17 protein-coding genes and 1 pseudogene are annotated in these 24,119 nt (G+C 72.1%); 12 read left to right on the forward strand and 6 right to left on the reverse strand.

Annotation, left to right across the window (positions count from 1 at the left end; genetic code table 11):
• The 8 genes from CCN29_RS05925 to pssA form a co-directional block, all read left to right on the forward strand.
• Positions 1–601: TetR family transcriptional regulator (locus CCN29_RS05925; RefSeq protein WP_086680399.1), on the forward strand; the 601-nt coding region annotated here is incomplete at its 5' end.
• Positions 602–980: 379 nt separating this feature from the next.
• Positions 981–2,324, forward strand: a complete 1,344-nt coding sequence (gene ccrA, locus CCN29_RS05930; RefSeq protein WP_006135065.1) for a crotonyl-CoA carboxylase/reductase — start codon at positions 981–983, stop codon at positions 2,322–2,324.
• Between the two features lie 14 nt (positions 2,325–2,338).
• Positions 2,339–4,366: an ethylmalonyl-CoA mutase gene (locus tag CCN29_RS05935; RefSeq protein WP_086680401.1), complete on the forward strand. Its 2,028-nt coding sequence runs from the start codon at positions 2,339–2,341 to the stop codon at positions 4,364–4,366.
• Entirely contained in the window at positions 4,363–5,322 is a 960-nt protein-coding gene (locus tag CCN29_RS05940; protein WP_006135063.1) for an HpcH/HpaI aldolase/citrate lyase family protein, read from the forward strand. The genes CCN29_RS05935 and CCN29_RS05940 overlap by 4 nt, the downstream gene beginning before the upstream one ends.
• A gap of 5 nt (positions 5,323–5,327) precedes the next feature.
• Positions 5,328–5,840: a MaoC family dehydratase gene (locus CCN29_RS05945; RefSeq protein ID WP_006135061.1), complete on the forward strand. Its 513-nt coding sequence runs from the start codon at positions 5,328–5,330 to the stop codon at positions 5,838–5,840.
• A gap of 3 nt (positions 5,841–5,843) precedes the next feature.
• Positions 5,844–7,049 (forward strand): acyl-CoA dehydrogenase family protein, encoded by a 1,206-nt coding sequence (locus CCN29_RS05950; protein WP_086680403.1) that lies wholly within the window; start codon positions 5,844–5,846, stop codon positions 7,047–7,049.
• A 180-nt stretch (positions 7,050–7,229) separates the two neighbouring features.
• Positions 7,230–7,886, forward strand: a complete 657-nt coding sequence (locus tag CCN29_RS05955; protein WP_026243357.1) for a phosphatidylserine decarboxylase — start codon at positions 7,230–7,232, stop codon at positions 7,884–7,886.
• A gap of 22 nt (positions 7,887–7,908) precedes the next feature.
• Positions 7,909–8,724 carry a CDP-diacylglycerol--serine O-phosphatidyltransferase gene (pssA, locus tag CCN29_RS05960; RefSeq protein WP_026243358.1) on the forward strand — a complete coding sequence of 272 codons (816 nt, stop codon included), beginning with the start codon at positions 7,909–7,911 and terminating at the stop codon, positions 8,722–8,724.
• 75 nt (positions 8,725–8,799) lie between these two features.
• Here the strand turns inward: pssA and CCN29_RS05965 are convergent, their stop codons facing one another.
• Positions 8,800–12,372, reverse strand: a complete 3,573-nt coding sequence (locus CCN29_RS05965) for an NACHT domain-containing protein (protein WP_086680405.1) — start codon at positions 12,370–12,372, stop codon at positions 8,800–8,802.
• A gap of 250 nt (positions 12,373–12,622) precedes the next feature.
• Positions 12,623–13,723: a glycerate kinase gene (locus CCN29_RS05970; RefSeq protein ID WP_086680407.1), complete on the reverse strand. Its 1,101-nt coding sequence runs from the start codon at positions 13,721–13,723 to the stop codon at positions 12,623–12,625.
• A gap of 237 nt (positions 13,724–13,960) precedes the next feature.
• Between CCN29_RS05970 and CCN29_RS05975 the strand changes: the two genes are divergently transcribed.
• The 4 genes from CCN29_RS05975 (at position 13,961) to CCN29_RS05990 (ending at position 18,806) form a co-directional block, all read left to right on the forward strand.
• Positions 13,961–15,043 carry an ADP-ribosylglycohydrolase family protein gene (locus CCN29_RS05975; protein WP_086680409.1) on the forward strand — a complete coding sequence of 361 codons (1,083 nt, stop codon included), beginning with the start codon at positions 13,961–13,963 and terminating at the stop codon, positions 15,041–15,043.
• Between the two features lie 141 nt (positions 15,044–15,184).
• Positions 15,185–15,706, forward strand: coding sequence for an NUDIX domain-containing protein (locus CCN29_RS05980; protein WP_006135052.1), 522 nt, complete (start codon positions 15,185–15,187; stop codon positions 15,704–15,706).
• 64 nt (positions 15,707–15,770) lie between these two features.
• Positions 15,771–16,496, forward strand: a complete 726-nt coding sequence (locus tag CCN29_RS05985) for an SIR2 family NAD-dependent protein deacylase (RefSeq protein ID WP_006135050.1) — start codon at positions 15,771–15,773, stop codon at positions 16,494–16,496.
• Positions 16,497–16,718: 222 nt separating this feature from the next.
• Positions 16,719–18,806 (forward strand): LamG domain-containing protein, encoded by a 2,088-nt coding sequence (locus CCN29_RS05990; protein ID WP_086680411.1) that lies wholly within the window; start codon positions 16,719–16,721, stop codon positions 18,804–18,806.
• 61 nt (positions 18,807–18,867) lie between these two features.
• Here the strand turns inward: CCN29_RS05990 and CCN29_RS05995 are convergent.
• The 4 genes and pseudogenes from CCN29_RS05995 to CCN29_RS06010 all read right to left on the reverse strand — a co-directional run.
• Positions 18,868–19,335 (reverse strand): annotated as a pseudogene (locus tag CCN29_RS05995) (methylated-DNA--[protein]-cysteine S-methyltransferase); the annotation flags it as partial.
• 17 nt (positions 19,336–19,352) lie between these two features.
• The gene (locus CCN29_RS06000) at positions 19,353–20,822 is read right to left on the reverse strand and encodes an AlkA N-terminal domain-containing protein (protein WP_086680413.1); all 1,470 of its coding nucleotides are present in this window, start codon (positions 20,820–20,822) and stop codon (positions 19,353–19,355) included.
• A 92-nt stretch (positions 20,823–20,914) separates the two neighbouring features.
• Positions 20,915–21,784, reverse strand: a complete 870-nt coding sequence (locus CCN29_RS06005; RefSeq protein ID WP_031017702.1) for a DUF72 domain-containing protein — start codon at positions 21,782–21,784, stop codon at positions 20,915–20,917.
• 39 nt (positions 21,785–21,823) lie between these two features.
• Positions 21,824–24,119: beta-galactosidase small subunit-related protein (locus CCN29_RS06010; protein ID WP_143661285.1), on the reverse strand; the 2,296-nt coding region annotated here is incomplete at its 5' end.

The raw sequence follows: 24,119 nt of genomic DNA on the forward strand, positions 1-24,119 counted from the left end.
CGTCGACGAGATCGCGGCCGCCGCCGGGGTCGCCCGCCGCACGTTCTTCCGCCACTTCCGCTCCAAGGAAGAGGCGATCTTCCCCGACCACGACGACACCCTGGTGCGCGCCGAGGCGGTGCTCAACGCCGCGCCCGCGCACGAGCATCCGCTCGACACGGTGTGCCGGGGCATCAAAGAGGTCATGAAGATGTACGCGGCGCGGCCGGACATCTCCGTCGCNNTGGCCCGCTACGAGCGGCTGTTCACCCGCTATCTGCTGGGCCACTTCGACGAGCACGCCCACGACGACGACGCCAACGACGACCCGCTGCTGGCGGAGGTCGCCGCGTCCGCCGTGGTCACGGCGCACAACCATGTGCTGCGGCGCTGGCTGCGGGCGGGCGGCCAGGGCGACGTGGAGGCGCAGCTGGACCACGCCTTCGCGATCGTGCGGAAGACGTTCGGCACGGGGATCATGGCGGGGCGCACGGCCGCCCCGCAGCGGCCGGCGGCGGCCACGGCGTCCGCGCAGGGCGAGGTGCTGGTGACGGTCGCCCGCACCGACGCCCCGCTGGAGGAGGTCATGCAGGCCATCGAGCGGGCGCTCAAGGAGCGCTGAACCGCCCTCCGCCCCTGTGATGACGGCCACCCTTCGGGGTGGCCGTTTTGCCATGTCAGGGGCGCTTTTCGCCCGCCTTTCGAGAGCGTTTCGATCGATCATCGCTCATCTGATGCGTAAAGATTTCACCTGAGCCCAAGTTCTGGCACGCAGTGCCTTGCCGACTGACACGGCGTGCCATACGTTGAAGGAGTCCGGGCGAGTCCCGGCGGGTCCACCACCCGCACTCCCGGACGCCTGCGTCACAGGCAACCTCCCGCGCAACCACGCGCTGCCGAAGCACCACCGCCGAACCGACGGCACCTCCCGACCCTCAGCAGCACACCGACGTAACCCTCAGCGCCCCTCCCTCAGGGCGCCCATCGCCGGAGGCAACACCGTGACCGTCAAGGACATCCTGGCCGCGATCCAGTCGCCCGACTCCACGTCGGAGGACTTCGCCGCCCTGCCGCTTCCCGAGTCGTACCGTGCGATCACCGTGCACAAGGACGAGACGGAGATGTTCGCGGGTCTCGCGACCCGCGACAAGGACCCCCGCAAGTCGATCCACCTGGACGACGTGCCGCTGCCCGAGCTGGGCCCCGGCGAGGCCCTGGTCGCCGTGATGGCCTCCTCGGTCAACTACAACTCGGTGTGGACCTCGATCTTCGAGCCGCTGTCCACCTTCGGGTTCCTCGAGCGCTACGGCCGCACCAGCGAGCTGGCCAAGCGCCACGACCTGCCGTACCACATCATCGGCTCCGACCTCGCGGGCGTCGTGCTGCGCACCGGTCCCGGCGTGAACTCCTGGAAGCCCGGCGACGAGGTCGTCGCGCACTGTCTGTCCGTCGAGCTGGAGTCCTCCGACGGCCACAACGACACGATGCTCGACCCCGAGCAGCGCATCTGGGGCTTCGAGACCAACTTCGGCGGGCTGGCGGAGATCGCGCTGGTGAAGTCCAACCAGCTGATGCCGAAGCCGGACCACCTCAGCTGGGAGGAGGCCGCCGCCCCCGGCCTGGTCAACTCCACCGCCTACCGCCAGCTGGTCTCCCGCAACGGCGCCGGCATGAAGCAGGGCGACAACGTCCTCATCTGGGGCGCGAGCGGCGGCCTCGGCTCCTACGCCACCCAGTTCGCGCTGGCCGGCGGCGCCCACCCGATCTGCGTCGTCTCCAGCGAACAGAAGGCGGAGATCTGCCGTTCCATGGGCGCGGAGTCGATCATCGACCGCAGCGCCGAGGGCTACAAGTTCTGGAAGGACGAGAACACCCAGGACCCCAGGGAGTGGAAGCGCTTCGGCAAGCGCATCCGCGAACTCACCGGCGGCGAGGACATCGACATCGTCTTCGAGCACCCCGGCCGCGAGACCTTCGGCGCCTCGGTCTTCGTCACCCGCAAGGGCGGCACCATCACCACCTGCGCCTCGACCTCGGGCTACATGCACCAGTACGACAACCGCTACCTGTGGATGTCCCTGAAGCGCATCATCGGCTCCCACTTCGCCAACTACCGCGAGGCCTGGGAGGCCAACCGCCTCATCGCCAAGGGCAAGATCCACCCCACCCTGTCCAAGGTGTACTCGCTGGAGGACACCGGCCAGGCCGCCTACGACGTGCACCGCAACCTCCACCAGGGCAAGGTCGGCGTGCTGTGCCTCGCCCCCGAGGAGGGCCTGGGCGTGCGCGACCACGAGAAGCGGGCCAAGCACATCGACGCCATCAACCGCTTCCGCAACGTCTGAGGGCGGGCAGGACCATGACAGAGCGCCAGAAGGACCGTCCGTGGCTCATGCGGACGTACGCCGGCCACTCGACCGCCGAGGCGTCCAACGAGCTGTACCGGCGCAACCTCGCCAAGGGCCAGACCGGCCTGTCGGTCGCCTTCGACCTGCCGACCCAGACCGGCTACGACTCCGACCACGTCCTCGCCCGCGGCGAGGTCGGCCGGGTCGGGGTGCCCGTCGCGCACCTCGGTGACATGCGCCGGCTGTTCCAGGACATCCCCCTGGAGCAGATGAACACCTCGATGACGATCAACGCCACCGCCATGTGGCTGCTGGCGCTCTACCAGGTCGTCGCCGAGGAGCAGGGCGCGGACATCACCAGGCTCCAGGGCACGACCCAGAACGACATCGTCAAGGAGTACCTGTCCCGCGGGACGCACGTCTTCCCGCCCGGCCCGTCGCTCCGCCTGACGACCGACATGATCGCGTACACGGTCTCCCACATCCCCAGGTGGAACCCGATCAACATCTGCAGCTACCACCTGCAGGAGGCCGGCGCCACGCCGGTGCAGGAGATCGCGTACGCGATGTCCACCGCGATCGCCGTGCTCGACGCGGTGCGCGACAGCGGCCAGGTGCCGCAGGAGCGCATGGGCGACGTGGTCGGCCGTATCTCCTTCTTCGTGAACGCGGGCGTCCGCTTCATCGAGGAGATGTGCAAGATGCGCGCCTTCGGGCGTATCTGGGACACCCTCACCCGCGAGCGGTACGGCATCGAAAACCCCAAGCACCGCCGCTTCCGCTACGGCGTCCAGGTCAACTCCCTCGGGCTGACCGAGGCGCAGCCGGAGAACAACGTCCAGCGGATCGTCCTGGAGATGCTGGCCGTCACCCTCTCCAAGGACGCCCGCGCGCGTGCCGTGCAGCTGCCCGCCTGGAACGAGGCCCTTGGTCTGCCCCGCCCCTGGGACCAGCAGTGGTCGCTGCGCATCCAGCAGGTTTTGGCGTACGAGAGCGACCTGCTGGAGTACGAGGACATCTTCGAGGGCTCGAAGGTGATCGAGGCCAAGGTCGAGGAGCTGGTGGCCGAGGCGACCGCGGAGATCGGACGGATCCAGGAGATGGGCGGCGTGATGGCCGCCGTGGAGTCCGGCTACCTCAAGTCCCAGCTGGTCTCCTCGCACGCCGAGCGCCGCGCCCGGATCGAGTCGGGCGAGGAGAAGATCATCGGCGTCAACGCCTTCGAGTCCACCGAGCCCAACCCGCTCACCGCCGACCTGGACACGGCCATCCAGACCGTCGACCCCGCGGTCGAGGCCCGGGTGATCGCCTCGCTCCAGCACTGGCGCGACACCCGCTATCAGCCACCCTTCAACCACCCGCGCCCCTGCAAGGCGCTGGAGAAGCTCAAGGAGGCCGCGCGCGGCACCGACAACCTCATGGAGGCCACCCTGGAGTGCGCCCGGGCCGGTGTCACCACCGGCGAGTGGGCCGGCGCGCTGCGCGAGGTGTTCGGCGAGTTCCGCGCCCCGACCGGGGTGTCGTCCGCCCCCGTGGCGGTCCCCGCCGAGGAGGGCTCCGCCCTGTCGGAGGTCCGCCGGAAGGTGGAACTCACGGCGAAGGACCTCGGCGTCGGCAAGCTGCGCTTCCTGGTCGGCAAGCCCGGCCTGGACGGTCACTCCAACGGCGCCGAGCAGATCGCCGTACGGGCCCGCGACGCCGGGTTCGAGGTGGTCTACCAGGGCATCCGGCTCACCCCGGAGCAGATCGTGGACGCCGCGCTGGCTGAGGACGTCCACGCGGTGGGCCTGTCGATCCTCTCCGGATCGCACGCCCAGCTGGTGCCGGACGTGCTCGAACGGCTCCGTGTGGCCGGCGCCACGGACATTCCCGTGATCGCCGGTGGCATCATCCCCAGCGGTGACGCCGAACAGCTGCGGGCCGCGGGAGTCGCCGCGGTCTTCACCCCGAAGGACTTCGACATCACCGGGATCATCGGCCGCATCGTCGACGAGATCCGCACCGCGAACAAGCTCGACCCTCTGGAGGTCCCCGCATGACGGTCAACCGCCTTCGCCCCCGGCGTTCCTGCCTGGCGGTACCGGGCTCGAACCCGCGCTTCCTGGAGAAGGCCCAGGGCCTCCCCGCCGACCAGGTCTTCCTCGACCTGGAGGACGCCTGCGCCCCGCTCGCCAAGCCCGAGGCGCGGCACACCATCGTGAAGTTCCTCAACGAGGGCGACTGGACCGGCAAGACCCGCGTGGTGCGCGTCAACGACTGGACGACCGAGTGGACGTACCGGGACGTCGTGACGGTCGTCGAGGGCGCCGGGCAGAACCTCGACTGCATCATGCTGCCGAAGGTGCAGACGGCCCAGCAGGTCGTCGCGCTGGACCTCCTCCTGACGCAGATCGAGAAGACCATGGGCTTCGAGGTCGGCCGAATCGGCATCGAGGCGCAGATCGAGAACGCGCAGGGCCTCAACAACGTCAACGAGATCGCCCAGGCCTCCCCGCGCCTGGAGACCATCATCTTCGGACCGGCCGACTTCATGGCGTCCATCAACATGAAGTCGCTGGTGGTCGGCGAGCAGCCGCCCGGCTACCCGGCGGACGCCTACCACTACATCCTGATGAAGATCCTGATGGCCGCCCGCGCCAACGACCTCCAGGCGATCGACGGCCCCTACCTCCAGATCCGCAACGTCGACGGCTACCGCGAGGTCGCGCGGCGCGCCGCCGCCCTCGGCTTCGACGGCAAGTGGGTGCTGCACCCCGGCCAGGTCGAGGCGTCCAACGAGATCTTCTCCCCCTCGCAGGAGGACTACGACCACGCCGAGCTGATCCTGGACGCGTACGAGTACTACACGTCCGAGGCGGGCGGCAAGAAGGGCTCCGCGATGCTCGGCGACGAGATGATCGACGAGGCCAGCCGCAAGATGGCCCTGGTCGTCGCGGGCAAGGGACGCGCCGCCGGCATGGAGCGCACGTCGAAGTTCGAGATCCCGGAGGCCTGACCGACATGCAGTTCGGACGTACCTACGAGGAGTTCGAGGTCGGCGCGGTGTACAAGCACTGGCCGGGCAAGACGGTCACCGAGTACGACGACCACCTGTTCTGTCTCCTCACCATGAACCACCACCCGCTCCACATGGACGTCAACTACGCGGAGAGCACGACGGACTTCGGCAAGAACGTCGTCGTCGGGAACTACATCTACTCGCTGCTGCTCGGCATGAGCGTGCCGGACGTCTCCGGCAAGGCGATCGCCAACCTGGAGATCGAGTCGCTCAGGCACGTGGCGCCGACCTTCCACGGCGACACCATTTACGGCGAGACGACCGTGCTGGACAAGTGGCCGTCGAAGTCGAAGGACGACCGCGGCATCGTGTACGTCGAGACCAAGGGCTACAAGCAGGACGGGACCCTGGTCTGCGTGTTCCGCCGCAAGGTGATGGTGCCGACCGAGACGTACATCAAGGAGCGCGGCGGCGAGCAGCCGGGCCGCCCCGAGCTGAGGGAACAGGGGAAGTAAGCCATGGCCCGTCTCGCCCAGACCGCCGGTCTGACCGACGTCCAGCAGGAGATCCTGTCCACCGTCCGGGACTTCGTGGACAAGGAGATCATCCCGGTCGCGACCGAGCTGGAGCACCGCGACGAGTACCCGCAGCAGATCGTCGACGGGCTCAAGGAGTTGGGCCTGTTCGGCCTGATGATCCCCGAGGAGTACGGCGGCCTGGGTGAGTCCCTTCTCACGTACGCGCTGTGCGTGGAGGAGATCGCCCGCGGCTGGATGTCGGTGTCCGGCATCATCAACACGCACTTCATCGTGGCGTACATGCTCAAGCAGCACGGCACCCAGGAGCAGAAGGAGCACTTCCTTCCGCGCATGGCGGCCGGCGACGTCCGCGGCGCCTTCTCGATGTCCGAGCCGGGCCTCGGCTCCGACGTGTCGGCCATCACGTCGAAGGCGGTGAAGGACGGCGAGGAGTACGTCCTCAACGGCCAGAAGATGTGGCTGACGAACGGCGGAACCTCGTCGCTGGTGGCCGTTCTGGTGAGAAGTGACGAAGGACACCCCGAGGGGACCGCGCCCCACAAGTCGATGACCACCTTCCTGGTGGAGAAGGAGCCCGGCTTCGGTGAGGTCCGCCCCGGCCTGACCATCCCCGGCAAGATCGACAAGATGGGCTACAAGGGCGTCGACACGACCGAGCTCATCATGGACGGCCTGCGCGTTCCCGCCGATCGGGTGCTCGGCGGCGTCACCGGCCGAGGTTTTTACCAAATGATGGACGGGGTCGAGGTCGGCCGCGTGAACGTCGCGGCGCGTGGCTGCGGCGTCGCGCAGCGTGCCTTCGAACTCGGCGTCCGGTACGCCCAGCAGCGCCACACCTTCGGCAAGCCGATCGCACAGCATCAGGCCATTCAGTTCAAGCTGGCGGAGATGGCTACCAAGGTGGAGGCCGCGCATGCCATGATGGTCAACGCAGCGCGCAAAAAGGATTCCGGGGAACGAAACGACCTTGAGGCAGGGATGGCGAAGTACCTCGCATCCGAGTACTGCAAGGAGGTCGTGGAGGACGCCTTCCGGATCCACGGCGGCTACGGCTTCTCGAAGGAGTACGAGATCGAGCGCCTCTACCGGGAGGCGCCGATGCTGTTGATCGGTGAGGGCACCGCCGAGATCCAGAAAATGATCATCGGTCGCCGGCTGCTCGAAGAGTATCGATTCGAGGGCTGACCGGGGTCGGATGTCCGGATACGGGGTGTTTTCTTGAGGGAGAGGATCACACCCCGTATGCGTTCTTCGGCCGCCGACTTGGTTGCCTGGCTTACCCAGTTGCGGCCCGGAGCCGCTACGATCGCCGGAAAGCCGCCGTCCCCCGCAGTTGCGCGGCATCATCCGCTACGAAGGTCATCCATGCCCCACAGCCAAACCTCTGCACACCGCGACAGCCTCGCCGGCGTACGCCTCGCGCGCGGAGCATCGCCGTGGCTTCTGCCGACCGTCGCCACCGCAGCCGTGAGCCTGCTGCGCGCCCGCCGCTCGGGCGCCGCCAAGGCCGTCGCCGTCCCCGCCACCGCTCTCGCGGCGGGGATGCTGTGGTTCTTCCGCGACCCCGAGCGCGAGATCGCCCAGGGCCGGGTCATCTCGCCCGCCGACGGTGTGGTGCAGAGCATCATGCCCTGGAAGGACGGACGCACCCGCGTCGCGATCTTCATGAGCCCGCTCAACGTCCACGTGAACCGCGCCCCCCTGGCCGGCACCGTGACGTCGGTGGAGCACATCCCCGGTGGCTTCGTTCCCGCCTTCAACAAGGAGAGCGAGAACAACGAGCGCGTGGTGTGGCACTTCGACACCGAGCTCGGTGACATCGAGATGGTCCAGATCGCCGGCGCGGTGGCCCGCCGCATCGTCCCCTACGTGCCCCAGGGCACCAAGGTCGAGCAGGGCGAGCGCATCGGCCTCATCCGCTTCGGCTCGCGCGTCGACATCTACCTGCCCGAGGGCGTGGAGGTCGATGTCGAAGTGGGCCAGAAGACCGTGGCTGGGGTGACTCGCATTGACCGTGGTTGATCCCGACACACAGGCCGGCTGGGTGCCGGAGGCCGACGAGGACGACGACGAGGAGATGCCTCTGTCGCTGCGCCTGTCGATAGCGGACACCCTCACCCTGGGCAACGCCACGTGCGGCTTCATGGCGGTGTACTTCACCACCACCGGCATCCTGATCCCGCACCTCCAGGGCAGCCAGGAGTCCGGCATGGCCCGCCACAGCGCGGCCACCGCGGTCATCCTGATGCTGTGCGCGGCGGTCTTCGACCTCTTCGACGGCCTGGTGGCGCGCAAGCTGCGCTCCTCGCCGATGGGCGCGGAGCTGGACAACCTCTCGGACCTGATCAGCTTCGGCCTGGCCCCGGCGTACTTCGTCCTCGTCTACGGCATGGTCGCGGACGACGCGCACCAGCGGGTGGCCGCGGTCGGGGCGATCGTGGTGCTGCTGGCGGTGGTGCTGAGACTGGCGCGGTTCTCCTGCGTCACGGTGAAGGACGGCACCTTCCAGGGCATGCCGTCGCCGTTCGGCGCGCTGACCGTCGTGTCGATCGTGCTGCTCGAGCTGCCCTTCGTGGCGACGCTGCTGGCGATCATCGGCACGGCGTGGCTGATGGTGAGCCGCGTCGAGTACCCGAAGCCGCGGGGGCGCCTGGCCGTGGCGATGCTGTCGTGGATCGTGCTGTCGATGGGGCTGCTGGCGGCATGGGCCTTCGACGCGCCGAGCGGACAGCTGCTGCTGCAGACCGGGTGCGCGCTTCAGCTGGTGATGGGGGCGGTGATCCCGCTGTTCGCGACGGCACGGCGGGTGAACAACTTCCGCGACAACCGTCGCGAGGCACGGGCCGCGCAGCTGCCGTAGCGCTGCCGCTGGGCTGTGCAGGGCCCCGGACCCGGGATGGGTCCGGGGCCCTCGTGCGTGCGGCGGCCGCCCGCCTCACAGGACCTGCTCGTCCTCCTCGGGCGCCTTGCGCTTGCGGTGCGCCATCACCTCCCAGAAGGCGTGCAGCTCCCGCACGGGGATGCTCACCCAGGGAGCGGTGCGCCGGGTGAGGGCCGGCAGGTGCCAGCGGCGGTGGCTGTGCAGGAGTGCCTGCTGCTGCCGGCAGAAGGGCTCCTCGATCTCCTTCTGCGTCCTCGCGGCCTTGGGCGGGTAGGGGCACAGGCGGAACGTGCAGGTCGGCAGGCAGGTGCAGCCCGGCTCGTCCTGGTCGTTGCGGCCCACGCTCCGCTCGGGGTGGAGCGGGGTCCGGTCGTGGGTGAGGCAGGGCGGCAGGTCGCTGCGGTCGGTGAGCTCCAGGCGCTCCTCGATGGCGTCCGGGCTGCCGTCCCGCTCGGTGAGGTTCAGCATGATCAGGACGTCGGCGAGGAGACGCTGCGCCCGGGGGTGCAGGCTGGTCCAGCCGGACGACGGGGCGATCCACAGATTGTGCTTGCGGTAACGCTCCGGGTCCGCCGGGGTGGAGCCGACGCTGCCGACGGCGCCGTGCTCGTCGATCCACAGGAATTGCTCGGGATGCCCCGTCTCCAGGGCCAGGGTCACCAGGTCCCCGGCCTCGGCGACGAACGGGTGGAGCATCGCGCGCGGCCCTTCCCCGTCTCCCGCGCCGCGGCGCGCGCTCCCCGCGACGGCGAGCCAGCGGGTGACCGCGCGCACGGGCTCGACGGACGCGCCCTGCCCGGCAGGGGCGTCCCCCCGCCCGGCCGTGTCGGGCAGCTCCCACAGGCACAGGGCGTGGAGCAGGCTCAGCTGCGCGTACCAGGAGCGGCTGGAGGCGAGCATCCGCTCGGCATGCCTGGTCAGGAACGCCCGGCTCTCCTCGTGGACGCCCGGATGACGCCTGCGCCGGTTCGCGGCGTTCTTGAAGCCCTGGGTCATGGCGATCTCGAAGGACAGCGGCAGATCGGGCTCGGGCGGCCCCGTGGACGGCCCCGGCGCGCCGTCCCGGCCGGCCGCGACGGTGAGGTGCCGCAGCCACAGATCGAGGCGCTCCTCGGCCTCACCGCGGTACCTCGCGGAGACGGAGCCGAGGAACATGGGGACCAGCCAGGCCCGCAGGGCGAAGTGACGCCACTGGACGGTGCGGCGCTGTTCGTGCTCCCGCACGAACCGGGCGTACTGCCGCTCCCTGCGTTCCGCCGTCCCCGGGGCGGCGGCCCGGCCCGACTCCGTGTCCTCGAGCCAGGCGGTGTAGTTCTCGTTGAGCTTCCGTTTGGCCTCCCGCGTCTGTTGCAGGTACTGCCGTACGGGATCGGTGTCGAGGGGGAACAGCTCCCGCAGAGCACGGAAGGCCGCGTCACCGCCTGCGGCGATCTGGTGGGCGATCGCGGTCCTCACGGCGTGGGAGGGCTCGTGCGTGCCGATGCTGAGCAGCCGTTCGTACGGCAGCGGAGGCGGTGCCGCGGCCGTCCCGGGAGGGGTCCCGGCCGCCTCGTTCCTGCGCCTCTCCCGTTCGCGCAGCGCCGCGCCGAAGCGCCGCACCAGCCCGAGCTTGGCGTCCTCCACGGTGCGCTGGTCCGACCGGATGACCAGCCCCTCCCACTGTTCGTCGAGGGTGCGGGCCAGCTCGTCCTGGAGCGGCTCCGGGTCGATGCTGTCGATCTCCAGGGCGGCGGCGTACAGGTCGAAGTACTTCGCGTCGTGCCGGTCGGCGGCGGCGTCGCGGAGCAGTTCGCTCGTCCTCGGGGCGCTCCCGTCGCGCCGTCCTGACGGGCGGGGCGCCGCGGTGGTGGCCCGGTGGCGGGAGAGCAGCACCAGGGCGATGAGGAGTTCGCGGGACGGGCCGGGGCCGCGCAGGGCGGGTCCGACGACGGCGGCCATCTGGTCGTCCGGCACCTCGGTCAGCAGCCGGTGCCCCAGGTAGGCCTGGACGATGCTGTGGGGGAAGCGGACCTTGTTCTCGGAGCCCCGCACGAGCCCCAGGTGCTGTCCGTTGGCGGCGTACCGGGCGAGCTCGGCGTAGCACTCGGTGGGGTCGTCCAGCGGGTTGATCCAGGACGACGACTCCCCGACCGTGCGGGCCAGCACGTTCCAGATCGCCTCGCGCTGGGCCGGCGTGACGGCGGTGCGGACCGTGTCCCGCCACGATCCGGCCGACGGTTCCCCGGGCCGGGTCCCGGACCGGCGGCGCTCCCGGAGGTCGTCCAGGTAGGCGCCGACGAAGTCGTCGAAGGACACCTCCAGGGTGTCCTGCAGCAGGCCGAGGCAGGCCAGGGCCGACACGACCCACAGGGTCTCCCTGCGTTCCCTGCGGTCCATCACCAGCTTGTCGCGGATGAGCCCGTCCTCCATGGCCCGGCGGTAGCTGTCGAGGAGCCACAGCCTGATCGTGGAGCAGTCGTTGCTGCGCGTGTTCAGCCGCCCGTCGTGCTCGCGGAGCGTCAGGTGCTCCAGCAGCCCGCGCTGTTGCAGGGCGCGGGCGATGCGCAGATAGATCGGCGAGTCGGAGACCTCGGCGGTCTCCACCACCCAGTCCAGACGCCGTTCGTCCCCCTCGCCGGGTTCCCGGACCAGGTACTCCAGGGCCGCCTCCTCGCTGAGCGGTTCCAGGTCGGTGATGGCGGCCCTGGTGCCTTCCAGCGGCGCGTGCGGGCGCGAGGCGATGACCAGGGGAAGCTGTTGACGGTCCGCCCGGTCGATGGCCCGCCGGATGATGTTGTCCCGGTCCTCCCGGTAGCGCTCGTCGAGGAGCGCCTCCTCCAGGCCGTCGGCGATGACCACGGCCTTGTCGTCGAGCCGCAGTTGCCGCCATGCCTTGTCGATGTTGCCTGCGGCGAAGACGCCCTGGTCGGCCTCCTCGGCGAAGCGGCGCCGCGCCATCTGCTCGAAGTCGAACTCCCCGTCCATGTCGCGCAGACGCAGCGGCACCGGTACGGCGGACTGCTGCGCGAGCATGCGGGTCAGCTCCACGAGGACGGCCGTCTTGCCGACGCCCACACCGCCGACCAGCAGATAGGGCCGGCGCGTCTTGCGGTTGCGGAGCGTCTGGGCCATCACCTGGGCCAGTTCGCGGCGCCCGACGATCCGGTCGACGAGCGTCCCGGCCGTGGGGACCAGCTCGTGCGGGCGGGTGCGCGCCTTCTTCACCAGCGGCCTCTTGGCCTTGTGGTACCAGTACAGGAGGAAGACCGCGAGGAGGAGGGCGCCGGTCAGCACGGGGCTCACGAAGGACAGCACGGTGCTGAACCAGGCGTCGTTCTTCAGGTCGTCGTACCACGAGCGCGTGTGTGCCGAGGAGTCGTACGCGGCGAGCGCGATCCAGGCGAGCAGCAGGGCCGTTCCCACGAAGGCGAACACGCGCAGCAGCCGGCCGAGCGAGACCCGCCAGGGGTGCCACCTGCGGTTGGGGACGATGCTCCGGCGGGCCTCCCGGCCGGTCCGGTAGGACCGCCAGCGCCGGTCCACCGCTCGCGCGGCCCGGAGCGTCCAGCGTCTCGGGTACAGCGTGAACCAGGCGGCGTCACGCGGCCGCTGCTTGCCCTCAGGGCTGCGGATGACCTTGGTGGGCATGGCGTCGTTCCCTCCGTGCTGCGCCTTCCGGCGAGGCGTCACGGAACGCCGGAAGTCACAGCGGCCAGGTGACGCCGCTCCGTGTCGGCGAGGACGTCAGGGACGTCCGCCCGCACGTTTGCCTTCTTCTCCATGGAAGCACTGATGAGGAGGATCGCAACACGGTCCCGCCGGGCGCTCGGGCCGCTTCCTCACGGTGTGATGAGGTGGCGTCAGGTCCCCCGGAGTCGGGGGACCTGACGCGGCTCGCTCAGGTGAGGTAGTCCCGGGCGATCCGCTCCCCCGTGCGCTCCAGGAGGGCTCCCGCCTCCGCGATGCACACCGCCACGTCCGGCTCCAGGTCCGTCAGGGCGTACGCCCGCCGGATGCCGGCCCGCCCCAGCACCTCCGGCGGCAACGCCAGCCGCCCGCACACCGCGACCACGTCCCTCCCGGCCGCCCGCGCCGCCGCGGCGACCCCGGCCGGCGCCTTCCCGTGCAGCGTCTGCTCGTCCAGCGACCCCTCCCCCGTGATCACCAGATCCGCCCGCTCCAGCGCGGACGCGAATCCCAGCACGTCGAGCATGACCTCGATGCCCGGCCGGAACCGCGCGCCCACCAGCAGCGCCCCGAAGCCGATGCCGCCCGCCGCGCCCGCACCCGGCGACGCCGCGAGCGCGGAGGCGTCCAGCACCTTCGCGTAGTGCGCGAGGGCCGCGTCCAGCCGCGCCACGTCCTCCGGCGAGGCTCCCTTCTGCGGCCCGTACACCGCCGCCGCGCCCTTCGGCCCGGTCAGCGGGTTGTCGACGTCGCTCGCGAGCACGAACCCGACGGACCGCAGCCGCGGGTCGAGACCGGACAGGTCGGCCGACGCCAGCTCCGCCAGCGCCGCGCCCCCCGGCCCGACCTGCTCGCCCGACGCCGTCAGGAACCGCGCGCCCAGCGCCGCCAGCATCCCCGCCCCGCCGTCGGTGGTCGCGCTGCCGCCGACGCCGAAGACGATGGTCCGCGCCCCCGCGTCCAGCGCGGCCCGCAGCAGCTCCCCGGAGCCGTAGGTCGACGCGGTGAGCGGCGCGAACACGCCCTCAGGCAGCCGCTGCAACCCGCTGGCCTCCGCCATCTCCACGACGGCGGTGCCGTCCCGCAGCGCGTAGGCGGCGGTCACCTCGTCGCCGAGGGGTCCGGTCACCCGCACCTCGTGCCGTTCGAACCCGGCCGCGACGGCCGCCGCGACGGTGCCGTCGCCGCCGTCGGCCACCGGCAGCGCCTCGGCCTCGAGATCCGGCCGGACCCGGCGCAGGCCGGCGACGACCCGCTCGGCGACCTCCACGGCCGTCAGCGACCCCTTGAACTTGTCCGCGGCGACCAGCACCCGCTGTGCCGACGGCGTCGTACGCGTACCGCTTCCCGAAGCGTCCGCCACTTGCCTTCCCCTCGCTCATCGGGCCCCGCGCGCACGGCGGGACCAGTCGCGCCGCTGCGACCCTAACCGCCGGGCGCCGTGCCCGTCATGCCGTGACCGGCCCGTGGACGAGCGCGGACGGGCACGGACAAGCGCGGATGGACACGGACGGGCGCGGAACCGCCCGGAAACGGGTACACCGGTCCCATGACCGCCACGACCGACGTGACCACCGCGACCGGGCTCGCCGACCGTGTCCTCGGCGGCTGGCTGGGCCGGATCGCCGGCAACATGCTCGGCAAGCCGGTGGAGCAGGGCGAGGTGTGGACGCGGGACCGCATCGACCGCTACCTGCGGGCGACGGACGCGCTGCCGCTGACCGACTATCTGCCGGGGCCGCCGACGGAGACCGAGGAGCGGGCGCTGCGCCCGGAGTGGCGGACGTGCGTCCGCGGCCGGGTGCACGGCAGCTGCCGGGACGACGACGTCGACTACGCGATCCTCGGCCTGCACCTGCTGGAGACCCACGGCTTCGGCTTCAGCACCGAGCAGGTGGGTGACCTGTGGCTGCTGCGGCTGCCGTACCTCCAGACGTTCACCGCGGAGCGGGCGGCGTACCGGAACCTGGCAGGCGGGCTGCGGCCGCCGCTGACGGCGACGTACGAGAACCCGTACCAGGAGTGGATCGGCGCGCTGATCCGCGCCGACGTGCACGGCTGGGTCTCGCCGGGCGCGCCGGGCCGGGCCGCGGCGCTGGCCCGCAAGGACGCGGTGCTGTCCCACACGGGCAACGGGGTGTACGGCGCGATGTGGGCGGCGGCGCTGGTCGCGGCGGCGTTCACGGCGGCGACGGCGCGGGAGGCGGTGGACGAGGCGCTGGGGGTGGTCCCGGCGAGCAGCAGGCTGGCGCGGACGGTGCGCCGGGTGACCTCGCTGCACGAGAGCGGGCTGCCGTGGGAGGACACGCTGGACACGCTGGAGGAGGAGACGGCGGGCCTCGGCTGGATCCACACGGTCCCGAACGCGGCGGTGATCACCGCGGGGCTGCTGTACGGGGACGGTGACTTCTCGCGGACCGTCGCACTGACGGTGCGGGGCGGTCTGGACACGGACTCCAACGGCGCGACGGCCGGGTCGGTGGCGGGGGTGATGTGCGGGGCGGCGGCCGTACCGGACCAGTGGAAGGTGCCGCTGGAGGACACGGTGCGCAGCGCGGTGTTCGGGTTCGACGGGGTGCGGATCAGCGAGCTGGCGGAGCGGACGCTGCGGCTGGCGCGGGCGGAGGTCTGACTCCGCGCGGAGGCGTCGGCCGCCGTGCTCCGGCGTGTGCGCCCGCCGTGTCGATCATGGGACGGCGTGTGCTGCCGTGCGCCGGGCGGGCGGGCCCGCGACGGCCCCGGCGGGGCACGCGAGCGCGGTTACCCTTCCCGCATGACCACCACGCAGGACACCCGGGACACCCGGGTCACCCAGGACTTCGCCGCCTACGTCGCCTCCCTCCCCCGTGTCCTCGCCGGGGCCGCCGCCCTCTTCCGGGACACGGAGGGGCGGGTGCTGCTCGTCGAGCCGAACTACCGGGAGGGGTGGGCGCTGCCCGGCGGCACGATCGAGTCGGACGACGGCGAGAGCCCGCGCGAGGGCGCGCGGCGGGAGACCGCCGAGGAGATCGGCCTGGACCGGCCGCTGGGCCGGCTGCTCGCCGTGGACTGGGTGCGGACGGAGGGCGTCCCGCCGCTGGTGGCGTACCTGTACGACGGCGGTGTGCTCGATGACGACGAGCTGAGGGCGATCCGGCTCCAGGAGGAGGAGCTGCTGTCGTGGCGGCTGGTGGAGCGCGAGGAGATCGCCGCGCACCTTCCGGGGTCCCTGGGCCGCCGGGTGCTCGCCGCGCTGGACGTGCTCGCGGACGGCTCGGGCACGGCGGAGCTGGAGGACGGCCGGCGGGTGCACTGACCGGCCGCACGGGCGGCCCGAAATCCGCTCGCCGGGCGCGCCCCGCCCGCCCTACCCTCGCCGCATGAGCAAGCCCCTCGTCGCCCTTCTGACCGGCGCCGGCGTCAGCACGGACTCCGGCATCCCCGACTACCGCGGGCCGGCCGGTCTGTGGCGCCGCGACCCGGACGCCGAGAAGCTCGTGACGTACGAGTACTACATGGGCGACCCGGAGATCCGCCGCCGGTCGTGGCGGATGCGGCAGGAGAACTTCGCCGTGCTGCCCGAGCCGAACGCCGCCCACCGTGCCGTGGCCGAGCTGGAGCGGTCGGGGACGGCGGTGCGGGTGATCACGCAGAACGTGGACGGCCTGCACCAGCTCGGCGGCGTGCCGGACCGCAAGGTGCTGGAACTCCACGGCACGGCACGCGCGGTCGTCTGCACCAAGTGCGGGGCGCGGACCCCGACGGAGGACGCCCTGGCCCGCCTGAGGGCCGGCGAGGACGACCCGCCCTGCGTCGACTGCGGCGGCATCCTCAAGCCGGCGACGGTGATGTTCGGCGAGGCGCTGGACACCACGGTCCTCGGCGAGGCGGTGGCGATCACGAAGGCGTGCACCCTGTTCATCGCCGCCGGCACCAGCCTCCAGGTCCACCCCGCGGCGGGCCTCGCCCAGGTGGCCGCCGACCACGGCGCCCGCCTGATCATCGTCAACGCCGAGCCGACCCCCTACGACGACCTGGCCGACGAGATCATCCGCGAACCGATCGGCACGGCCCTGCCGGCGCTGCTGCGGCGGATCGCCGCCTGAAGCCGCCATCCCGTGGGATCTGTCGGCCCGTCACATTCACTACAAGCCATATCTGTTACACCGTCACATATTGTTCGAGCGCGTTCGAAGATCGTTCTATAGTCGTGCCGACCGAGGTCGATGGTGGGCATGACAGTCATGGGCCTCGGGTGGTCCCTGCGCGCTCCGCGGGCTGGTGCAGCCCCCGCGCGGGACCGACACGTCACCAGGGGGCCCTACCGCATGAACTGGTATTCCGGCCGGCGCGTCAGATCCGTCGCCGCGGCCACAGGACTCGCGGCGCTGCTGCTCGCAGCCGCACCGGGCGTCGCGTCCGCGGCCGGGGCGGCCGGGGGGAATCTCCCTCCGCTCCAGCCGCGCACCGACGACCTCACCGCGAGCTACAGGAGCTGCTCCGAGGACGTCGTGTACGTCGGCGCCGCGCCCGAACTCCGGGCCGTCGTCGCGGACTCGACGGAGGACAACGCGGAGGGGGAGGCCAACCGGGCAGGCGCCGAGTTCGAAGCCTGGTGGACCGACGGCGACGGCGTCCGGCAGCAGCGCGCCTTCACGACTTCCCCGCTGCACTCCCCCGTCACCGCGCTCTGGCGGACGCCCGACGACCTGCCGCCGGACACCGTCGTCTCCTGGCACGTCCGGGCCGTCGACGACCAGGGCGCGGTCTCGGCCTGGAGCGACGAGGCGCCCGGCCACACCTGCCGGTTCGTCATCGACACGGTCGGTCCGCAACCCGCGGCCGTGGTGTCGGACCGGTACCCGGACGACGACAGCACCTGGCACGACGGCGTCGGCGTCCACGGCAGCTTCACGTTCGACTCGCCGTCCGAGGACGTCGTCGAGTACGTCTACTCCTTCCGCAGCGGCCTGGAGAACCGGGTCAGGCCCGCGGAGCCGGGCGGACCTGCCACGATCCGCTGGATGCCGGAGCGCAGCGGGGTCCACACCCTCCAGGTCCGCGCCCTCGACCGGGCGGGGCGGTCGAGTGCCGTGACCACCCACACCGTGCGCGTCGCCGAGGGCCGCTCCCCGGTGGCCCACTGGAAGCTCGACGACCCGGCCGGGTCCACGACCGCCGGCGCCGAGGCCGGCCCGGTCCTCCGCGCCGGGCAGGGCGTGGTCTTCGGCGTGCCCGGTCCCTCGCGCACCGGACTCACCTCCGCCGTCGCCCTCGACGGCCGGGGCGACAGCCACCTCGCCACCGACGCCCCCGTGACGGACACCGACGGGACCTTCGCCGTGTCTGCCTGGGTGCGCCCCGCCGCCACCGGCACCCCGATGACGGTGGCGAGCCAGGACACCGCGGACGGCGGCTCCGCGTTCACCCTGGGCGCGCTCCCCGCCGACGACGGCACGGCCGTCTGGTCCTTCCGCCTCGGCACCACCACCCTCACCGGCGGCAGCCTCACCGCCGGGAAGTGGACCCGCCTCACCGGCATGCGCGACGGTGAGGACAACACCCTGCGCCTGTACGTGGACGGCACGGCGGTGGCCACCGGGACCGGCGCCGCGCCGGTGGGCGCCCCGGGCGCCTTCCAGGTCGGTCGTGCCCGCGGTGAGGGCGGCGCGCGCTGGCGGGGCGAGGTCGCCGACGTCCGGGTGTGGGACCGTGTGGTCACCGGCGAGGAGATCGACCGGCTGGCGTCCCGCCCGGCCGAACTGGCCGCCTCCTGGGACATCGAGCGCACGGACGACGGCGTGGTGCCCGACCGGACCGGCACCCTGCCGCTCACCCTGCACGGCGGTGCCTCGTTCACCCCCGACGACCCGTTCGACGCGCTCGACGGCAGCTCCCACCTGCTGCTGAACGGCACGGACGGCTACGCCGCCACCGGCGGCCCCGTCGTCGACACCTCCGAGAGCTACAGCGTCGGCCTGCGGGTCCGCTTCGCGGACGACACCACCGACCGGCCGATGACCCTGCTGTCCCAGGGCAACGCCGACCACGACGCGTTCGCCGTCCGCCACAACCCGGCCACCTCCGAGTGGCAGCTGGTCGTCACCGACGGCAGCGGCCCGGACGCCGGGACGACCGTCACCTCCGGGTACGCGTACCACAACTCCTGGGGTGATGAAGTCGTCCTGGTGTTCGACGACGCCGCGGGTCGGGTCACCCTGTACGTCCAGGGCAACGCGGTGGTCACCGCCGAGCACACGGCGCCCTGGAGCTCCACCGGCCCGCTGCAGATCGGCCGCGGCCACACCTCCGGCGGGGAGTGGGGCGACCACCTGAAGGGCGGGGTGGACACGGTCCGGGTCTTCCGGGGCGCGCTCACCGAGCAGCAGGTGGTGATGTACGCCTACCTGTTCTGAACGGGCCGGCGGGCGGGCCGCCGGAGGGTACGCGGGGTACGGCGTGGTCACCGCGCCGTACCCCGCGTTCGAAGTCCAGCAGCCGCCGCTTGCGGGTCAGTCCGCCGCCGTAGCCGGTGAGGGCGCCCGTGGAGCCGATGACGCGGTGGCAGGGGACGATGACGCCGACCGGGTTGCGGCCGTTGGCGAGGCCGACGGCGCGGGACGCCTTGGGGTTGCCGAGGAGGGTGGCGAGTTCGCCGTAGGTGCGGGTCTCGCCGTAGGGGATGCGGCGCAGCTGTTCCCACACGCGGAGCTGGAACGGGGTGCCGTGCAGGCGCAGGGGGACGGTGAACTCCGTGAGGTCGCCGGCGAAGTACGCGTCGAGCTGCTCGGTCGTCTCCCTGAACGGGGTGTCGTCGGGGACGCCGAAGGTCTCCTCGGGCGGGCGGTGGCGCTGGCCGTCCATGTAGAGGCCGCACAGGACGCCGTCGTCGGCGACGAGGGTCAGGGGGCCGTAAGGGCTGTCGGTCACGGTGTGGTGTCGCACGGGTCCTCCGTTGACGGTCAGGCGGGCAGGACGTTGATGGGGTGGCTGTCGGTCGCCCACAGGTACTGGACCGCGTACGCGCGCCAGGGGCGCCAGGCGGTGGCCCGGGTGGTGAGGGCGGACGGGGTGGACGGGAGGCCCAGGGCGTCGGCGGCGCGGCGGACGCCGAGGTCGGTGGGGAGGAAGGCGTCGGGGTCGCCGAGGGCGCGCATGGCGATGACGTCGGCGGTCCAGGGGCCGAAGCCGGGGAGGGCGAGGAGCGCCGCGCGGGTCTCCGGCCAGTCGCTGTCGGCGCCGAGGCGGAGGCCGCCGTCCGCGAGCCGGCGGACCAGGGTGGTCAGGGTGGTGCGGCGGGTGCGGGGCATGGCGAGGGCGTCCGGGTCGAGCGCGGCCAGTTCCTCCGGCGTGGGGAAGAGGTGGGTGAGGCCGCCCTCGGGGTCGTCGACGGGGGTGCCGTGCGCGGTGACCAGGCGGGCGGCGTGGGTGCGGGCGGCGGCCGTGGACACCTGCTGTCCGAGGACCGCGCGGACGGCGAACTCCGCCTCGTCGACCGTGCGCGGCACCCGGCGGCCGGGCGCCTTGTCGACCAGGGGCGTGAGCGCGGGGTCGGCCCGCAGCTGCTCGTCGACGGCGACCGGGTCGGCGTCGAGGTCGAGCAGCCGGCGGCAGCGGCTGATGGCGACGGTCAGGTCCCGGGGGTCGCTCAGGGCGAGCCGGCAGGCGATGTGGCCGGGGCGGGGGGCGAGGGCCACGATGCCGTGGCCGTACGGGAGCCGCAGCGTGCGGCGGTAGGCGCCGTCCCGCCATTCCTCCACGCCGGGTACGGCGGTGGCGGCGAGGTGGCCGAAGAGGTTGTCGGGGTGGAGCGGGGCGCGGAACGGGAGGCGCAGCGTGATCACGCCGGGGGTGCCGGAGGCGGCGTGCTTCGGCGCCCGGGTGCGCAGCTCGCTCGGGGAGAGCGCGAAGACCTCGCGCACGGTGTCGTTGAAGGTACGGATGGAGGAGAAGCCGGCCGCGAAGGCGACGTCCGCCATCGGCAGGTCCGTCGTCTCGGCGAGCAGCCGTGCCGTCCGGGCGCGCTGGGCGCGGGCCAGGGCGAGGGGGCCGGCGCCCAGTTCGGCGCGCACCTGGCGTTCGATCTGCCGGGTGCTGTAGCCGAGGCGGGCGGCGAGCCCGGTGACGCCCTCACGGTCCACGACACCGTCGGCGATCAGCCGCATGGCGCGGGCGACGAGGTCGGCGCGCACGTTCCACTCCGGGGAGCCGGGGCTGGTGTCGGGGCGGCAGCGTTTACACGCCCGGAACCCGGCCTGCTGGCAGGCGGCGGCGCTCGGGTGGAAGACCATGTGCGCGGGCTTGGGCGGGACGGCGGGGCAGCTGGGCCGGCAGTAGATGCCGGTGGTCAGGACGGCGGTGTAGAACCAGCCGTCGAACCGCGCGTCCTTCGACTGCACGGCGCGCACGCAGCGCTCGGTGTCGGTGTGCATCCCTCGGTGCATGCCTCAAGGATCGTCCACGGAGGTGCGGGGGGTCTGGCGGGAATCCGACGTCGACGTCCCGTGTGCTGGGGTTCCGCGGATCACCCGGGCGGTGCGGCCAGCAGGTCCCGCATCGTCTCCGCCGCCCGTACCGCCGCGTCGCCGCAGCAGTTGTTGAACAGCACGTGCAGCTCCTCCGCCTGCTGTGCCGCGCGGCGCAGGCGCGGCACCCAGGCGGCGAGTTCGGTGACGTCGTAGTCGTGGCGGAAGCGGTCCTCCTTGCTGCCCCTCCCCCACGCCCGGCTGCGGCCGTGGAACCGTACGACGGCGAGGGCGGGGCGGGTGACCGGGACCAGGGGCGGCAGGGAGGCGGTGAGGCCCTGCGCCATATCCGTGCCGACCGCCGTGGCCCCCAGCGAGGTCAGCAACTCCCTTGTCTCGTCGGCTTGTTCCGCGTGCCACCAGGCGGGGTGGCGGAACTCGACGGCGAGCGGCCAGCCCTTGGTACGTTCCGCGGTGTCCTCCAGGAGGCGTTCGGCCGGGGCGCCGGGGGTGAACCAGGGCGGGAACTGGAACAGCACGGCGCCCAGCCGTCCGGCCGTGCGCAGGGGGTCGATCGCCTCCGCGAAGCGGCCCCACACCTCGTCCAGCAGGGCGGGGTCCGCCGGCCCGCGCGCGGGCGCCCGGTCGCGCAGGTCGGGCGGAAGCGCCTCGGGGCGAGTGGGGTGCCCGGTGAGCAGGGAGAACGCCTTGACGTCGAAGCGGAAGCCGTCCGGGGTGCGGTCCACCCACAGCTCGCCGTTGCGGCGGCGCGGCAACGCGTAGTAACCGGAGTCCACTTCGACGACGGGCAGCCGCTCCGCGTAGTGCCGCAGCCGCCCTTCCGCGTCGCGCCGTCCGCGCGGATACCAGCCGCTCGCGACGAGTTGGCGGTCCGTCCAGGAGCAGGCGCCGGTCAGGATGTCACCCATGGGAGCCCGGTTACCCCGGGCTCCCTGGAGTGTGCCGCGCTATTCGACGGCGGTGGGCCGGCGGGAGAGCGCGAGCGCCCGGTCCACGTCGGTGAGCGGGCGCAGCCGGTAGGTGTAGGCGTAGTCGCGGTCGGCGAACAGCTTGAACTCGTCGTGGGTGTGGGCGCCCCAGCTGTTGTCGCCGCCCACGCCCATCTGGCGGTGGTTGACCCGCAGGACGACCGCGTCGCGCGGGGTGAGCTGGTAGTCGTGCCGGACGCCCGTGGACAGGTCCTCCGGGGTGAAGTGCGAGGCGTTGATCTCCACGAGGGGTTCGCCCGTCACCAGCAGCCCGCGTCCGCCCCGGTCGGTCAGCGCGGCCCAGCGGACGTCGGTCTTGTTGCCGTTCTCCTGCGGGCGGATGTACGGCGTCCACTGCTCGGCCACGGTGGAGGACCAACGGCCCACGTCGGTACCGGTGTTGCGGTCCCAGTGGTTCTCCTCGGGTCCGCGCCCGTACCAGTGCAGCCGGTCCAGGCGGCGGGGCAGGAACAGCAGCGTGCCGACCTCGGGAAGGTACGGCAGGTTCGCCGCACCCGGGTGGAGGGTGTTGTCGACCTTGATCTCGCCGTTGCCGAAGACGGTGTACGTCGTGGAGTACGCGGACTCCACGGTGGTGGGGAGGGTGCCGGTGACGCGGACCTCGACGGCACGGTCGCCGAGCGGCCGTACGGTGACGTCGGTGACCGTGCGGCGGGCGCCCGCGTCGCGCCAGGTCGCGTTGCGCAGGTGCTGGCCGTTGCCGTGGTCGTTGTCGGTGGGCGCCCGCCAGAAGTTGGGCGCGGGTCCCGAGGTGAGCAGGCGGGTGCCGTCGGCCCGGTAGTCGGTGAGCAGGCCGGTGCGCCGGTCGACGGTGACGGAGAAGCCCCGCCCGGTGATCCGGACGTCCTGCTCGCGCACCTCGTGCCGCAGCGCCGGGACGCGCGACAGGGGGACGGGCACGACCGCGGGGGTGCCGGCGTCGAGCGGGAGCTGGTGGCGCGCCACCTCGAAGCCGGCCTCCGCCCAGGGGGTGCGTTCCCGCGTGACGAAGGACAGCTGGAGGAAGAACTCCGTGCCCGGGGCCGGGTCGCGGGGCAGGCGCACGGGCAGGTCGACGCGCTTCCCGGACAGCGGCGCCACGTCGAGCTGGTCCCGGGTGAGCCGTCCGCCGCCGATCACCTCGCCGTCCGCGACGAGCTCCCAACGTCCGTCGAACGCGCGGAGGTTGGTGAACAGGTGCTCGTTGGTGAGGGTGAGCGCGCCCGGTCCGCCGCCGGGGACGCGGGTGGCGCCGACGGCCTGGTGGACGCGTTTGATCTCGGCCGCCTTGCCGCCGAGCTTGCGTTCGGCGGTGACGATGCCGTCGGCGACGAACGCGCCGTCGTTGGGGTTGTCGCCCCAGTCGCCGCCGTACGCGAGGAAGGTCCTGGCCTCGGGGCGTCTCCGCTCGGTCTCCACGGTGGCGGCGTCGAACCAGAAGCGCACGCCGTCGTCACCGGACTCCCTGCTCTCGTCGGCCAGTTCGGCCGTGGTGAGGGCGCGGGCGTAGACGCGGGCGCGGCGGATCGTGCCGTCGAACTCGCGGGTCTGGTTGTCGGCGTCGGAGGCGAGGGACAGCGGGGCGGTGTTGCTGGTGGGCCGGCGGTCGGTGGTGCGGGTGGCGCGGACCGCGCCGTCGGCGTACAGGGTGAGTGTGCCGGCGTCGGCGTCGAAGACGCCCGCGACATGGTGCTCCGTGCCGCTCCAGTCGTCGGGCACGGACCAGTTGACGGCGATCCACTCGCCGTCGGAGCAGATGAAGAACTCCACTCTGCGGTCGGTCTGCTTGAGCGCGTACTGGGTGTCGCCCTTGGCGACGATCGGCTGGTGGGAGTAGGGCACGCCCGGGGTGAACCACGCCTCCAGGGTGAGGGAGCCGGTGAGGTCGAGGCTGTCGTGCCGTTCGAAGACGGTGATGCCGGACAGGCCCGTGTCCCGGTCGAACCGGCCGCGGGTGGCGAGGATCTCGCCGCGCAGCGCGGCCGGTCCCGACTCGGTGAGCAGGGTGCGCTCCGGCACGGGGGTGTGGAGGGACTGGTCGACGAAGTCCCAGATCCAGCCGCCCTGGAGGACGTCGTGCCGGCGCACGACGTCCCAGTACTTCTTGAAGTTGCCGTTGGAGTTCCCCATCGCGTGGGAGTACTCGATCATCACGTACGGGCGGGTGTCCGAGGTGTCCAGGGCGCGCTGTTCGACGCGGGCGGGGCTCTCGTACATCCGGGAGCGGATGTCGCTGATGCCGGGCCGCTCGTCGCCCTCGTAATGGATGACGCGG

This window comes from Streptomyces pseudogriseolus, from assembly GCA_002154585.1.
Lineage (GTDB): Bacteria > Actinomycetota > Actinomycetes > Streptomycetales > Streptomycetaceae > Streptomyces > Streptomyces pseudogriseolus.

Excerpts from the sequence above, each read along its gene's own strand:
- CCN29_RS05985 (WP_006135050.1), top strand. The coding sequence starts at position 15,771 with ATGAGCAAGCCCCTCGTCGCCCTTCTGACCGGCGCCGGCGTCAGCACG.
- CCN29_RS05940 (WP_006135063.1), top strand. The coding sequence starts at position 4,363 with ATGACGGTCAACCGCCTTCGCCCCCGGCGTTCCTGCCTGGCGGTACCG.
- CCN29_RS05945 (WP_006135061.1), top strand. The coding sequence starts at position 5,328 with ATGCAGTTCGGACGTACCTACGAGGAGTTCGAGGTCGGCGCGGTGTAC.
- CCN29_RS05990 (WP_086680411.1), top strand. The coding sequence starts at position 16,719 with ATGAACTGGTATTCCGGCCGGCGCGTCAGATCCGTCGCCGCGGCCACA.
- CCN29_RS06000 (WP_086680413.1), bottom strand. The coding sequence starts at position 20,822 with ATGCACACCGACACCGAGCGCTGCGTGCGCGCCGTGCAGTCGAAGGAC.
- CCN29_RS05955 (WP_026243357.1), top strand. The coding sequence starts at position 7,230 with ATGCCCCACAGCCAAACCTCTGCACACCGCGACAGCCTCGCCGGCGTA.
- CCN29_RS05935 (WP_086680401.1), top strand. The coding sequence starts at position 2,339 with ATGACAGAGCGCCAGAAGGACCGTCCGTGGCTCATGCGGACGTACGCC.
- CCN29_RS05950 (WP_086680403.1), top strand. The coding sequence starts at position 5,844 with ATGGCCCGTCTCGCCCAGACCGCCGGTCTGACCGACGTCCAGCAGGAG.
- CCN29_RS05965 (WP_086680405.1), bottom strand. The coding sequence starts at position 12,372 with ATGCCCACCAAGGTCATCCGCAGCCCTGAGGGCAAGCAGCGGCCGCGT.
- CCN29_RS05980 (WP_006135052.1), top strand. The coding sequence starts at position 15,185 with ATGACCACCACGCAGGACACCCGGGACACCCGGGTCACCCAGGACTTC.
- CCN29_RS05975 (WP_086680409.1), top strand. The coding sequence starts at position 13,961 with ATGACCGCCACGACCGACGTGACCACCGCGACCGGGCTCGCCGACCGT.
- CCN29_RS06005 (WP_031017702.1), bottom strand. The coding sequence starts at position 21,784 with ATGGGTGACATCCTGACCGGCGCCTGCTCCTGGACGGACCGCCAACTC.